12 protein-coding genes are annotated in these 14,463 nt (G+C 61.7%); 8 read left to right on the forward strand and 4 right to left on the reverse strand.

Annotated features, from left to right (window positions below; all coding sequences use genetic code 11):
- Positions 1–257: 257 nt before the first annotated feature.
- The 4 genes from HWX91_RS18120 to HWX91_RS18135 all read right to left on the reverse strand — a co-directional run bounded on the left by HWX91_RS18120 (position 258) and on the right by HWX91_RS18135 (position 4,949).
- Positions 258–1,121, reverse strand: a complete 864-nt coding sequence (locus HWX91_RS18120; RefSeq protein ID WP_028197568.1) for an alpha/beta fold hydrolase — start codon at positions 1,119–1,121, stop codon at positions 258–260.
- A gap of 20 nt (positions 1,122–1,141) precedes the next feature.
- Complete coding sequence (locus HWX91_RS18125; protein ID WP_028197569.1) at positions 1,142–2,737, reverse strand: benzoate-CoA ligase family protein; 1,596 nt, start codon at positions 2,735–2,737, stop codon at positions 1,142–1,144.
- Between the two features lie 138 nt (positions 2,738–2,875).
- Complete coding sequence (locus HWX91_RS18130) at positions 2,876–4,471, reverse strand: 3,4-dehydroadipyl-CoA semialdehyde dehydrogenase (protein ID WP_028197570.1); 1,596 nt, start codon at positions 4,469–4,471, stop codon at positions 2,876–2,878.
- Between the two features lie 10 nt (positions 4,472–4,481).
- On the reverse strand, positions 4,482–4,949 hold the full coding sequence (locus tag HWX91_RS18135) for a DUF4863 family protein (RefSeq protein ID WP_102857444.1): 468 nt from the start codon (positions 4,947–4,949) through the stop codon (positions 4,482–4,484).
- A 185-nt stretch (positions 4,950–5,134) separates the two neighbouring features.
- Between HWX91_RS18135 and HWX91_RS18140 the strand changes: the two genes are divergently transcribed.
- From HWX91_RS18140 to HWX91_RS18175, 8 genes are all read left to right on the forward strand, one after another.
- Positions 5,135–6,082, forward strand: coding sequence for a helix-turn-helix transcriptional regulator (locus tag HWX91_RS18140; RefSeq protein WP_028197572.1), 948 nt, complete (start codon positions 5,135–5,137; stop codon positions 6,080–6,082).
- Positions 6,083–6,200: 118 nt separating this feature from the next.
- Positions 6,201–7,880, forward strand: a complete 1,680-nt coding sequence (gene boxC / locus HWX91_RS18145) for a 2,3-epoxybenzoyl-CoA dihydrolase (RefSeq protein WP_028197573.1) — start codon at positions 6,201–6,203, stop codon at positions 7,878–7,880.
- A gap of 76 nt (positions 7,881–7,956) precedes the next feature.
- Positions 7,957–9,384 carry a benzoyl-CoA 2,3-epoxidase subunit BoxB gene (gene boxB, locus HWX91_RS18150; RefSeq protein ID WP_011494013.1) on the forward strand — a complete coding sequence of 476 codons (1,428 nt, stop codon included), beginning with the start codon at positions 7,957–7,959 and terminating at the stop codon, positions 9,382–9,384.
- A gap of 87 nt (positions 9,385–9,471) precedes the next feature.
- Positions 9,472–10,716 carry a benzoyl-CoA 2,3-epoxidase subunit BoxA gene (gene boxA / locus HWX91_RS18155; protein WP_028197574.1) on the forward strand — a complete coding sequence of 415 codons (1,245 nt, stop codon included), beginning with the start codon at positions 9,472–9,474 and terminating at the stop codon, positions 10,714–10,716.
- A 96-nt stretch (positions 10,717–10,812) separates the two neighbouring features.
- Positions 10,813–11,640 (forward strand): enoyl-CoA hydratase-related protein, encoded by an 828-nt coding sequence (locus tag HWX91_RS18160; RefSeq protein WP_028197575.1) that lies wholly within the window; start codon positions 10,813–10,815, stop codon positions 11,638–11,640.
- Complete coding sequence (locus tag HWX91_RS18165) at positions 11,637–13,205, forward strand: 3-hydroxyacyl-CoA dehydrogenase (RefSeq protein WP_028197576.1); 1,569 nt, start codon at positions 11,637–11,639, stop codon at positions 13,203–13,205. Before HWX91_RS18160 ends, HWX91_RS18165 begins: the two co-directional genes overlap by 4 nt.
- Entirely contained in the window at positions 13,202–14,017 is an 816-nt protein-coding gene (locus HWX91_RS18170) for an enoyl-CoA hydratase/isomerase family protein (RefSeq protein ID WP_028197577.1), read from the forward strand. The genes HWX91_RS18165 and HWX91_RS18170 overlap by 4 nt, the downstream gene beginning before the upstream one ends.
- On the forward strand, positions 14,014–14,448 hold the full coding sequence (locus tag HWX91_RS18175; protein WP_028197578.1) for a MaoC family dehydratase: 435 nt from the start codon (positions 14,014–14,016) through the stop codon (positions 14,446–14,448). Before HWX91_RS18170 ends, HWX91_RS18175 begins: the two co-directional genes overlap by 4 nt.
- Positions 14,449–14,463: the final 15 nt, after the last annotated feature.

A 14,463-nucleotide genomic window follows, 5' to 3' on the forward strand; every position in this document is an offset into this window, starting at 1 on the left:
GAAGAGCTGGTTTCAGCAGGTCATGCCTGCACCTTTGAAACAGGAATTCCGGTCGCGCAAACATATTCCCGGCAAGATCGCTGCTCAGCAGCGCGACGCTCATGATCGACCTCGCGTGTTTCAGGCCGCCGCTGGCGATCGTCTTGCCAGTCCGCCAGGGCGGAATGAAGCCATTACACTATTCCTGCCTGCTGATGCGGCCGTGGCGCCTGCTGTCCGAACAAGTGTGAGATGAGATGGACCAGGAAACCGGATTGTCAATCGAGGCGCGCCATGGTGCTATGGCTCGTAGCAGCGACGGATCTGATCACAGTGATGATTGCGCGGTTCAACGCCTCGGGCGCATCGCGATGCGGAGAGTGTCCGCAAGCCTCCAGCTTCACCAGTTGTGTATGCGGCACCTGTTCTGCGATCGCCTCGATCTGCGCCATGGTGCCGTAATGATCGTCATGACCCTGAACAGCAAGTAACGGGCAGCGGATTGCCGGTAACGTTTCAACGATATTCCACGTCCTGAACGCCGGATTCAGCCAGATGTCGTTCCAGCCGTAGAACGCCGAATCGACGTCGGCGTGATAGCGGCGGAGTTTTTCGCGCAAACCGGCTTGCTCATAGGCTACCTTCGCCTGCGCGATACTTTCGACCGAAATGTCCTCGACGAATACGTGCGGGGCGATCGCCACGGCGCCGGCCAGCTCGCCGGGAAAAGAGGACGCGTAAAGCAGAGCGATTGACCCGCCATCGCTATGGCCGATCACCCACATCCGCGAACGCTCGGCACTCTCGACGCCAAGCGTGTCCAGCAGGGCCGGCAACACGTCGCGCGCCTGGACGGTCATGAAATCCACCGGCCATTTCGTGTTGTGAGGTCGCGGTGTCGAGCGTCCGTAGCCCGGCCGTGAATAGACGAGGCCACGCATGCCGAGTTGGTCGCACAGTGTCTGTGGCCAGTCTCGCCACATCGCGATCGAGCCGAGTCCCTCGTGCAGGAACACGGCAACGGGTGCAGCGCTGAGTTCAGGATTGAGCCACTGGTATTCGATGTTCAGCGGACCACGTGCGGCAGTAGCAGGGAGCACAGCCAGTTCGCTATCGGTTGCCGTTGTTGCAGGATTGTGCATGAACCACCTCATTAACCAGCTCAAAGCTGTTCGCGCAGTTTGAAGCGTTGAATCTTGCCGGTCGCCGTTTTCGGCAGGTCGTCGACAAATACAATATCGCGTGGGTATTTGTGCGGCGCGAGCCGCCCTTTGACGAACGCCTTCAGCTCGTCCGCCAATGCGTCAGACGCCACGAACTCGTCTTTCAGCGCGACGAAGGCGCGTGTCTTCACGAGACCGCCGTGATCGACGCCGACGACGGCCGCTTCGAGTACCGCATCGTGTTGCACGAGCACCATTTCCACTTCCACCGGCGAGACATACTGACCACTCACCTTCAGCATGTCGTCGCTGCGTCCCGCGTAGACATAGCAGCCGTTCGGCAGCCGGCGATACTTGTCGCCGCTCCGGATCCATTCGCCGAGGAAAGTCGCGCGCGACTTCTCGCGATTGCTCCAGTACATCAACGCGGCGCTAGGTCCCTTGATATAAAGATCGCCCACTTCGCCATCAGCTACCGCATGTCCACTCTCATCGCGCAGTTCAACCTCGTAGCCGGGCACCGGAGTGCCCGTCGTGCCGTATTCGACACTGCCGGCGCGATTGGACAGGAAAATGTGCAGCATCTCGGTCGAACCGATGCCATCGAGAATCTCCGCGCCGAAGCGCGCGGTGAAGCGCTCGCCGATTTCGCGCGGCAGCGCTTCGCCCGCCGACGTACAGATGCGCAGCGCGAGGTCCTCGCGCGCGGGGACATTGGGCGAGGCCAGCATGCTCGCATAGAGCGTTGGTACGCCGTAGAAAACGGTGGGTTTGTGCCGGGTGAGACGCGCGAAAATCGCGTCGGGGGTAGGGCGTTCCGCCATCAGCACCGCAGTTGCTCCGACCGAAAGCGGGAAGGTCAGTCCGTTGCCCAGTCCATACGCAAAGAACAGCTTGGCGGCGGAAAACACCACATCCTGTTCGACGATGCCCAGGATCGCTTTCGCGTACAGCTCAGCGGTCCAGTACAGGTTCGCATGAGTATGCACGGTGCCCTTGGGCTTGCCCGTCGATCCCGACGAATACAACCAGAACGCGATATCGTCGCAGCTGCTCGCAACAGCTTTGGGCGCGGGCATGGCCGCATCGATCAGTTCGCTCAGGAGCAGTGCGCGTGTCTCACCACTGGCCGTCTGCGCGACGATCAACTGGCAGCCTTCATGCACGGCGACGGCAAGCGCTTCTTCGACCGCCGGTAGCACTGCGCTAGAAGCGACGATGACGCGAGCGTGGCTATGCGTGAGCATGTAGACATAGTCTGGCGCGCCGAGCAGCGTGTTAGCGACCACCGGGACGACGCCGGCATACAGCGCACCGAGAAACGCGATTGGCAATTCGACGGAGTCCTGCATCACCAGCAGTACGCGCTCTTCCGCGTGCACGCCGAGCGTGCGTAGCACAGCGGCGAAGCGACGGGCCTTTTCTTCGAGTTGTCCGTAGGTAGTGATGCCGCGGTCGTCGATATATGCGGGCTTGCCGGCACGTATCTCGTTGAGGCGGAACAGGTGTGCGGCGAAATTGAACTGCGCTGGCGGTGGCTTGGCCGTCAAGGCTGCCCCGGGCTGACTGGCGCGTGATTCGAGCAGGGCTTCCATGTGTCTCCTCCATCGGGTGGGGCGGTCGCCCGGCTCATAGGCACGGGAACCGCTCGAATTACCGGCGTAACCTGTGTGCCCCAGTGCGTGTCGTGTGAGTTCTGGCAGGGACTCGGGCGTGTAAGGTCACCGCCGTGCTCAGCTTTCGAGCGAGTGGGCCGTTTGCGTTAATACATCGATGCCGGTATTCGATGCCTGGATGGCGGCACGCCGATGGTAGAACTCCAGCGCCCGCAAGCCGCCCAGTTCCTCGCCGCCGCCCGCGCGACCGGGACCGCCATGCAACGACATTGGCATCACGTTGCCGTGGCCGGTGTGGCTGCCTTGCACCGATGGCGAGACCGCATGGACGCGACCGTGCGTGTCGGCGAGTTCCAGGGCGACCCGGGCGAGGTGCGCATCGTCGTTCGAATAGACCGAGGCGACGAGCGAGCCGCGGCCGCGCCGCGCCAACGCGATGGCGTGTGCCTCGCGCAGTTCGCCGGCGTCGCTGGCCGGCTCATACGGGGCAACCGTAGCGACCGGTCCGAAGATTTCGACGTCGTGCAGCAGCGTCGCGCGATCGGGATCGTTGACCACGAACAGATGCGGCGCGATGCACGCGGCAATCGCGGGATCCACGTCGACAGGCGGCACGGCCGAGCCGTCAAACGCGAGCACTGCTTCCTCGCGCAATGCGGCGATTCCAGCAAGCACGCTCTCATACTGTTCGCGGCTCACGAGCGACCCCATCCGCACGCTGTCGTTACGCGGATTACCGACGGTGATCTTCGCGAGCTTTGCCTTCAGCGTATCGAGCACGGCTTCGAGTAAGGCCTCAGGGACGAACGCTCGCCGGATCGCCGTGCATTTCTGCCCCGACTTCACGGTCATCTCCCGCACCACTTCCTTGATGAACAGTTCGAAGGCTGGCGTATCGGGTGCGGCGTCGGCGCAGAGGATCGCGCTGTTCAGGCTGTCGGCTTCGACATTCAGGCGCGCGCCGCGCTGAACAAAGGCCGCGTGAGCGCGGAGTATCGCGGCGGTTTCAGCGGAGCCGGTGAACGACACCACGTCGAAGGCCTGTACCTGATCGAGCAGGCCCGCGGAGCTGCCGCAGATGACGGATAGCGCCCCCTGCGGCAGAATGCCTGCATCGACCACGTCTGCGACCATGCGCTGCGTGAGCCACGCGGTCGCGGTAGCCGGTTTGACGATCACCGGGACACCGGACAGCAACGCGGGCGCGGCCTTCTCCCACAGCCCCCACGACGGGAAATTGAACGCGTTGATAAAGAGGGCGACACCGCGCGTGGGCGTGAGCACATGCTGGACGCTGAACGACTGGTCCTTACTGAGCGAAACGACGTGGCCGTCGCGCAGCGCGTGCACGTCGCCTAGCGTCGCGCCAAGTTTCGCGTAATAAGAAAGCGTGAAAATCCCGCCATCGATATCGACTGCCGAGTCGTTGTGGGTGGTGCCGGAGTTGGCGGTGGCGATTGCGTAGTAATCGTCGCGCTTCGCCTGCAACAGCTTGACGATGTCGGCAAGACGCGCGGCGCGCTCTGCATAAGTGAGCGCGCGTAGCGCGGCGCCGCCTTGCTCGCGGGCGAAATCGAAGACGCGTGGAAGATCGAGCCCCTGGCTCGACACGCGCACCAGCGCTTCGCCCGTCACCGGGTCAGTTAACGTGCTGCCTTCGCCATTTCCGGCGACCCATTGGCCCGCCACGTAATTCTTCAGCAATTCAGTCATGATGGCGCTCTCAGGCGGGAGTGAACTGAATGGCGCCCTGCGGCAGCAGATACAGCACGAGCGCCTGGCCGTTGGCGACAGTCGGGCGATGCTCGCTGCCGGGTCCGTACACGCACCAGCCGGCTGGATGGCCGTCGAAGGTCGCGCCGTCGGTGAGTGGCATGATCAGGTCGATCTCGCCGTGTGGATGGACATGGTGCGGCCCTGCAATATCTTTCATGTCGACCACGTCGACCGAAAAGCCGTGCGTGTCGGGTAATGCGTTGAAGATACGCCCGTAGCGGATGCCGCCGCCTTCGCGGTTGCACAGCCAGCCGGCGGCGACACCGTCGCGACAGGCGTCGGCCAGTGCGCGAAAGGTCTTGCCGCCGGCGGGAAGGGTGTCGTTCAGCCATCTCGCCAGTTCGTCGTCCAACGGGCGATCGACGAGTTGTTCCGTAACGCCCGCGACGAGGCGCTGGAAGTCTTGTGGGGTCATGCGAGCCTCTAAAAAAGGGCTGGCGCGCACCTTACTTCATGTGCGTCCGCTGGCCGTCTCCGACACGCCGCCCGAAAAATCTGCGCGGCGTTTGTGATTGGATCAATATTTGGCGAAAATTAACCGTTCACCGGGTGCCTGTCAAGCACTATAGTACATATACAGAAGTCGTGAGGTCCGAAAACATGAATCAAACCGACTCGATCCTGCCCCTGGACGAGCGTCCGGAGGACGCGACGCGGACGGAGCGCGATCCTTTCCTGACGGCGATGGGCGAGCGCGTGCGGCTCCTTCGCGCGCGCCGCGGCATGACCCGCAAGGCCTTGGCAACCGAGACGGGGCTGTCCGAACGGCATCTGGCCAATCTGGAGTCGGGGCTGGGCAACGCGTCAGTGCTGGTGTTGCGACAGATCGCGAGCACACTGAACTGTCCGCTTGCCGAGGTGATCGGCGACGAGACCACTGCGTCGGCAGAATGGCTGCTGATCCGCGAGTTGCTGCACGGGCGTGATCAGGCCGCGCTGCAGCGGGCGCGCGTCGCGCTGGCCGAGATGTTCGCGCAGGCGCCGCGCGACCCTCACCGCAAGGACCGTATCGCATTGATCGGTTTGCGCGGCGCGGGCAAGTCGACGCTTGGGCGCATGCTCGCGCAGGAGCGCAAGGTGCCGTTCGTTGAGCTGACGCGGGTGATCGAGCAACTGGCGGGCTGCCCGCCTTCCGAAATTCATTCGCTGTACGGCGCGAGCGCTTACCGGCGCTACGAGCACCGCGCGCTCGAGGCGGTGATCCAGGAGCATGAGAAGGCGGTCATCGCGTCGCCGGGTGGGCTGGTTTCGGAGTCGGGCACCTTCAACATGCTGCTCGCGCACTGCTTCACCGTATGGTTGCAGGCCACCCCGGAAGAGCATATGCGGCGGGTGGTTGCGCAAGGCGACCTGCGGCCGATGTCGGGCAACAAGGAAGCGATGGACGATCTGAAGCGAATCCTGGCGGGCCGCAGCGAACTGTATGGACGAGCGGACATGACTTACGACACCAGTGAGAAGACCCTCGCAGATGCCTATCTGCAATTGCGCGACCGTCTTGCCGCACGACTGGCGGCCGAAGCGCCGGATGACGCTCACGTGAACTGAATTGCGGGATTTGTCTAAGGGTTTACGATATAAAATGAAGTAAAGTGCTTTACATGGGTGTGAAGGTGCATTATTGTTCACAAAACAATCTTGCATCGTCCAGTCCAGGAGACGCCCCATGTCCTCAGCAGAAACCGCCATCGGCGCGGCGCAACGCGTCGATTACCGTACCAGTCCCTCGCAATACAAGCATTGGAAGCTGACGTTCAACGGTCCCGTTGCGACGCTCCGCATCGATATCGCCGAAGACGGCGGCATTCGCGACGGCTACAAGCTCAAACTGAATTCCTATGATCTGGGCGTCGACATCGAACTGCATGACGCGATCCAGCGCATCCGCTTCGAGCATCCCGAAGTCAGAACGGTGGTGGTCACGAGCCTGAAGGACCGCGTCTTTTGCTCGGGCGCCAACATCTTCATGCTGGGTCTGTCCACGCACGCATGGAAAGTCAACTTCTGCAAATTCACCAACGAAACGCGCAATGGTCTCGAAGACTCGTCGCGTCATTCGGGCCTCAAGTTCCTCGCGGCGGTGAACGGCGCCTGCGCGGGCGGCGGCTACGAGCTGGCGCTGGCATGCGATGAAATTTATCTGGTGGATGACCGCTCGTCGTCGGTGTCATTGCCGGAAGTGCCGCTGCTCGGCGTGCTGCCCGGCACGGGCGGTTTGACTCGTGTGACCGACAAACGCCGTGTCCGCCACGACCGCGCCGATATTTTCTGCACGGTGGTCGAAGGTATTCGCGGTGAACGCGCAAAGGAATGGCGTCTGGTGGATGAAGTCGTGAAGCCCAACCAGTTCGATCAGGCGATTGCCGCGCGCGCGCTGGAACTCGCCGCGCAAAGCGACCGTCCTGCCGATGCGAAGGGCGTGGCGCTGACCTTTATCGAACGCACCGAGCGCGCGGATGGTCTGGGCTACCAGACCGTCGACGTCACGATTGACCGTGCAAAGCGTACCGCTACCTTCACCGCCAAGGCGCCGGCGAGCCCGCAACCGACCGACATCGACGCCATCGTCGCCGCCGGCTCGAACTGGTGGCCGCTGCGGTTCGCCCGCGAACTGGACGACGCGATCCTGTCGATGCGCACCAACGAACTGGAGATTGGCACGTGGATCTTCAGGACCGAAGGCGACGCCCGCGCTGTGCTCGCCGCCGATGCGACGCTCATCCAGCACCAGAATCACTGGTTTGTGCGCGAAACGATCGGTCTGCTGCGCCGCACGCTGGCGCGCATCGATGTCTCATCCCGCTCGCTCTTTGCATTGATCGAACCGGGCTCATGCTTTGCCGGCACGTTGGCCGAACTCGCGTTTGCCGCTGATCGCACCTATATGGCGGCAATTCCCAGTAACGAAGACGAAGAACCGGCGATCACCTTGTCGGAAGTCAACTTCGGCCTCTATCCGCTGGTCACGCACCAGTCACGCCTTGCGCGCCGCTTCTACGAGGAGACCGCACCGCTCGACGCCGTGCGCGCGAAGATCGGCCAGGCAGTCAAGCCGGTCGAGGCTGAACGCCTTGGCCTCGTGACCGCAGCGCCGGACGACATCGACTGGGCCGACGAAATCCGCATCGCGCTCGAGGAACGCGCGGCGATGTCGCCGGACGCGCTGACCGGTCTCGAAGCGAACCTGCGTTTCAACGGTCCCGAGACGATGGAGACGCGCATTTTCGGCCGCCTGACCGCATGGCAGAACTGGATTTTCAACCGGCCGAATGCAGTGGGCGAGAAGGGCGCGCTCAAGGTGTACGGCAAGGGCAGCAAGGCGCAATTCGACGTCTCGCGGGTCTGACTCCGCTGCCCGCAGTCCGCCGTCAATACGTGCCTCTCATCTCAAGCACTGCTGTTTCCCGATCAAGGAACCGACCATGTCAACGATTAACTACAGCGAAAAGATTCCGAACAACGTCAATCTTGCCGACGACCGCACGCTGCAACGCGCGCTCGAACAGTGGCAACCGAACTTCCTGTCGTGGTGGGGCGATATGGGCCCGGACGGCTCGCATGGCTATGACGTCTATCTGCGCACGGCGGTGAGCGTCGATGCAGGAGGCTGGGCCCACTTCGATCACGTGAAGATGCCCGATTATCGCTGGGGCATTTTTCTCACGCCGGGTGAGCAGGACCGCAAGATCCAGTTCGGCGAGCATAAGGGTGAGGCGGCGTGGCAGGACGTGCCCGGCGAGCATCGCGCGAACCTGCGCCGCATCATCGTCACGCAGGGTGACACGGAACCGGCGTCGGTCGAGCAGCAGCGTCACCTCGGATTGACCGCGCCGTCGATGTACGACCTGCGCAACCTGTTTCAGGTCAACGTCGAGGAAGGTCGTCACCTGTGGGCGATGGTGTACCTGCTGCATCGCTACTTCGGTCGTGACGGTCGTGAAGAAGCCGAAGCATTGCTCGGCCGCCGCTCGGGCGACGACGACAATCCGCGCATTCTCGGCGCATTCAACGAGAAAACGCCGGACTGGCTGGCGTTCTATATGTTCACGTACTTCACGGACCGCGACGGCAAGTTCCAGTTGTCGGCGCTCGCGGAGTCGGGTTTCGATCCGCTCGCCCGCACCACGAAGTTCATGCTGACCGAAGAAGCGCATCACATGTTCGTCGGGGAGTCTGGCGTCTCGCGCGTTGTGCAGCGTACTGCCCAGGTGATGAACGAACTGAAGACCGATGACGTCAACCAGATCCGCGCCGCGGGCGTGATCGATCTGCCGACGATCCAGCGCTACCTGAACTTCCACTATTCAGTGACGATCGACCTGTTCGGTGCCGATCATTCGTCGAATGCGGCGACCTTCTATAGCTCGGGCCTGAAGGGCCGCTATGAGGAAACCAAACGCGACGACGACCATCAGCTTGGCGGGCAGAGCTACAAACTGCTCGACGTCCAGGACGGCAAGCTGGTCGAACGCGAAGTGCCGATGCTCAACGCGATGAACGAAGTGCTGCGCGACGACTACATCAAGGACTCGGTGGCGGGCGTGAACCGCTGGAACAAGGTGCTGGAGAAGGCCGGCATCGAGTTCCGCCTGACGGTGCCGCACAAGGCATTCAATCGCCAGATCGGTACGTTTGCCGGCACGCGCGTGGCGCCGGACGGGCGCGTCGTCAGCGAAACCGAATGGGCCGCAAATGAGGCGAAATGGCTCGCGACACCGGAAGACCGCGCGTATGTCGCGTCGCTAATGGGCCGCGTGGTTGAGCCGGGCAAGTTCGCCAACTGGATTGCACCGCCGGCGATGGGCATCAACCGCCAGCCGATTGACTTCGAATATGTGCGATTCAACTGATCTGGCCAAAGCCGTATCTGCGCCATATCAGGCGTCCGGCCACGCTGAGCGTTCAGGCAGCGGGACCGGACGCAGGGAGAGACAACCATGAATGCTCCAGTTCCAATAGAAGTGCTCAGGCAGCATCTGATCGACCCGGAAATCTGTATTCGCTGCAACACCTGCGAAGAGACCTGTCCGATCGACGCGATTACGCATGACGATAACAACTACGTCGTGAAGGCGGACGTGTGCAATGGCTGCATGGCATGCGTCTCGCCGTGCCCCACCGGCGCCATCGACAACTGGCGTACCGTGCTCAAGGCCGACGCGTATAGCATCGACGAGCAGTTCAGCTGGGACGAGCTGCCGGCGCAGAACACGACCGCGAACGCCGCGCTTGATGCGACAGCGCAAGCAAACGGGGACAACGAAACGGGCGAAACAGCGAGTGGCATCGAAGTCGATGCTGCGCGCGGCTCGACCGTGCCGCCGTGGTCGGCGGCGAAGCCCTACGTGAACCTGTATACGCACAAGGCGCCGACTACGGCGACGGTCGTGGGCAATTACCGTCTTACCGACGAATCGGCCGACAGTGACATCCATCATATCGTGCTGGATTTCGGCACGTTGCCGTTTCCCGTGCTTGAAGGACAGTCGATCGGGATTCTGCCGCCGGGGACCACGAAGGACGGCAAGCCACATCACGCGCGCCAGTATTCGCTCGCCAGTCCACGCGATGGTGAGCGTCCCCGCTATAACAATGTATCGCTGACAGTCAAACGCGTCACGCGTGACTATCAGGACAATGCGGCCGACGGCGTGTGCTCGAATTACCTGTGCGACCTGAAAAAGGGCGACAAGGTTACCGTGATTGGGCCATTCGGTAGCACCTTCCTGATGCCGAACCACCCGGACTCTCATCTGCTGATGATCTGCACCGGTACGGGCTCGGCGCCCATGCGCGCCATGACGGAATACCGCCGGCGCCGCCGCCTGAAGGGTGCGACTGGCAAGCTGATGCTGTTCTTCGGAGCGCGCACGAAAGAAGAGTTACCGTACTTCGGACCTCTGACCAATTTGCCGAAGGACTTCATCGATACGAACCTTGCGTTTTCCCGCACGCCCGGACAGCCGAAGCGCTATGTGCAGGACGCGATGCGCGAGCGAGCGGTTGATATCGCACAGTTGCTGAAGAACGACGGCACGTACATCTACGTTTGCGGCCTGAAGGGCATGGAGGACGGCGTGCTGCAGGCGCTGCAGGAGATTGCGGAACGGAATGGTCTCGACTGGGCGACGCTTTGGCCGCGCCTGAAGCGCGAAGGGCGTCTGCATCTTGAAACATATTGATTGACGCGAGTGCCAACCGGGTGCCGCAGTTGATTCTGACGGCCGCATTGCCCGGTTGGTGTAAGGGACGGCACGGCACGTCGCCGCCTTAAGCGAATGGAAATCCAGGTGACTGAAAAGAACACATTTGATGACAACTTCGCGACCCTTGATTGCGTTGTCGACGAGACGGGTGTCGCCCGCGTTACGCTAAACCGCCCCGACGTGCATAACGCGTTCAACGACGCGATGATCGAGGAGTTGACGCGCTGCTTTCTGCAACTGGGATCGCACGACGGCGTCCGGGTGATCGTACTTGCGTCGTCCGGCAACGTGTTTTGTGCCGGCGCAGACCTCAACTGGATGAAACGGGCGAGCGCTAACCGTGCCGATGCGAACATCCAGGATGCACGGCGATTCGCCAGCATGATGCAGGCGCTTCATGCATGTTCCAGGCCTATTGTCGCGCGGGTGCAGGGCGGGGCGTTTGGCGGTGGCGTGGGCCTGATCTGCGTCTGCGACATTGTGGTTGCGAGCGAGCAGGCCCGGTTTGCTGTCACCGAGGCGCGTTTTGGGATTCTGCCCGCTGTGATTGGGCCATACCTGATTGAGGCGGTCGGTGTGCGGCAGGCGAGACGTCTTGCACTTACCGCATCGCTGATTGACGCGGCCGAGGCCCGCGACCTGGGTCTCGTTCACTATGTAACCATGAGCGAAGGATTGGACGGGCAGGTGCAGAAGGTTGTGTCCGGGCTGACGGGAAATGGTCCGACTGCATTGCAGGAAATAAAGACCTTGTTCGGCGATATCGCTGGCCGTCCGATTGACGGGAGCGTCACAGATCTCACCGCGGCGACCATCGCCCGGGTGCGTTCCACGGAAGAGGCGAAAGAGGGGTTCTCCGCATTTTTCGACAAACGGCCCGCAGCCTGGAGTGTCAAATGAATTGGGACGCTTCCGGGCTGAGGAATGACGCGGCGGTTGGCATTATCGGCGCCGGGACAATGGGCGCAGGCATTGCGCAGATCGCAGCAGCAGCCGGACATCGGGTCCTGCTTTTCGACGCGAGGAGCGGCGCTGCGGCACAGGTCCTGGATAAGCTCAACGCTGATCTGAAAAAGCGGGTCGACGCGGGAAAACTCGATTCCACTGATGCCAGGGCCCTGGTTGCGCGAATCGAGCCTGTCGATGCTATTGCCGCTGTCAGCGAAGCCGGTATTGTGATTGAAGCAATTGTTGAACGTCTCGACGCCAAGCGTGAACTGCTTGCGCAACTCGAGAGTCTCGTGGCTGACCGGACGATTCTTGCGTCCAATACATCATCGATTTCCGTTACCGCGTTAGGTCGTGATCTGCGCTTGCCGCAACGGCTCGTCGGGATGCATTTTTTCAACCCGGTGCCTGTCATGAAGCTCGTCGAAGTCGTCTCCGGCGCGGCGACCGACAGCGCTGTTGCGCACGCGGTGGCCGATCTGGCGGTGCGTTGGGGCAAGGTGCCGATCCACGCACGCTCCACTCCGGGTTTTGTGGTCAACCGCATTGCCAGGCCGTTTTACGCGGAAGCGCTGCTTCTGCTGCAGGATCGATATGCGACGCCGTCGCAAATCGACGCTGCGCTGCGTGCCGCGGGCTTCCGGATGGGCCCTTGTGAGTTGATGGACCTGATCGGTCACGACGTCAATTTCTCGGTGACCGAGTCGATGTTTGCGGCCAGCTTTTTTGACCGGCGCTATACCCCATCCATCGTCCAGCGCGAACTGGTAGATGGTGGCTTGCTAGGCCGAAAGAACGGGCGAGGTTTCTATGACTACCCGGCGGAACCCCTGGCAGAAGCTGCTGCGACGCCCGCACAGGTCGATACCGATCCACCGTGCGTGAGCGTATCCGGTGACAGCTTCACAATTACGACGGTAGGCGCTGAACTATCCGGCGAGGGATGGGAGGTCGAATATGCCAATTCCGCCGGTGCCTCGCTGGGACGTGCTGACAACATATTGATGAAGGACACGCTGCTTGTTGGCGATACGCTGATTTGCGTAACGGACGGCCGTCCTGCCGCACAGGTCGCTGCACAATCTGGTCGCCGCCATGTCGCCGTCATTGACATCATCGTCAGTGAGGACGCCGGCCCGCTTTGCGTTGCATTTGCGCCCAGTTGCGGAGAACAGCAACGCGCGGTAGTGCGCAATCTTCTGGAAACAGTGGGCCGCAGGCCCATCGAAATCGACGATGCGCCGGGGATGGTCGTCGCACGCACAATCGCGATGCTGGTTAATGAAGCGGCCGACGCCGTGCAACAGGGCGTGTGCGATGAAGCCTCAGTTGATACCGCCATGAAGCTGGGTACCAACTATCCTTTGGGGCCGTTCGAATGGCTCGACAAGCTTGGAGCGCCGACAGTGTGTAACCTGCTTGATCATCTTGATGCCGTTTATCGCGGTGAGCGATACCGTGCGAGTTTGCTGCTGCGCCGACGCATCTGGGGGCAAGCGATGGGGACTGAATCATGAGCGACCGGTTCGAAGTTGATACCGATAATTTTCGTGTCGAACTGAATGATGGCGTGGCCGAGCTTGTATTTGGCACGCCGGGGAGCATGCCGTTTGCCGACGAGCGTGGACACCGCGAACTCTCCCGGATCTGGTCGCGGCTGGACGGGCATCCTGGTGTAAGGGCGATTCTTGTTCGCAGCGAGGGCAAGGGCTTCTGTGCGGGCGGGACCCTCGACGTCGTGAGGCAGATGGTTGGCAGCGAGACCATGCGCCTGACGGTCATGAAGGAAGCCAGAGCCATCGTCCAGGGAATGCTGGATTGCGACCGTCCTGTCGTTTCCGCGATTAATGGTGCTGCGGTCGGTGGCGGGCTTGCGGTCGCGTTGCTGGCCGACATTTCGATTGCGGCGAAGACGGCGAAGCTCATCGACGGCCACACGAAGCTCGGTGTTGCCGCAGGCGACCATGCGGCATTGATATGGCCGCTGCTGTGCGGGATGGCAAAGGCAAAGTACTACCTGCTGCTATGTGAGACCTTGAGCGGCGAGGAGGCGGAGCGGATTGGAGTGGTCAGCGCGGCTGTGGACGAAGCCGAACTGCTTACAACGGCTCGCAGCGTGAGCAGGAGGCTCGCTAATGGGAGCCCCACGGCGCTGGCCTGGACCAAACGCTCGCTTAACCACTGGCTGCGCGCCGCGTGGCCAGCTTTCGAAGCATCATTGGCGGCAGAAATCCTGGGATTCGCTGGTGCCGACGCTAGTGAAGGTCTTCATGCGCTGGAAGAGAAGCGGGCGCCGTCATTTGTTAATGTCGAGGCGAAGGCAGTATGAAATTTCACGAGTTCAGCCCTCACCAGGTCATTAAGGCCGGCCCATATGTCGTGACCGAAGCTGAGGTGCTTGAGTTCGCCAGTCGCTATGATCCGCAATGGTTTCATACGGATCTACGAACTGCAGGGCAAGGACGCTGGGGCGGAGTGATCGCCAGTGGCTGGCATACGTGTGCTATCGCCATGCGACTGGCATGTGATGCGGCGCTCTCCGATTCGGGGTCTTGGGGTTCTCCGGGACTTGACTATCTGAAATGGGTGAAGCCGGTACGGCCCGGCGATTCCTTGACGTTTCACGCGACGGTCATTGACGTCCGCAGATCGAGATCTACGCCATCCCTGGGAATCGTGAAATGGCGCTGGCAACTGTTCAATCAGAACCAGACCGAGGTCCTCGATACTGTTGCGAATAGTTTCTTCGAGGCGAATTAGCGTAGGAAAAAGCGT

Origin of the sequence: Paraburkholderia fungorum, assembly GCF_902833645.1 — a bacterium.
Taxonomy (GTDB): domain Bacteria; phylum Pseudomonadota; class Gammaproteobacteria; order Burkholderiales; family Burkholderiaceae; genus Paraburkholderia; species Paraburkholderia fungorum.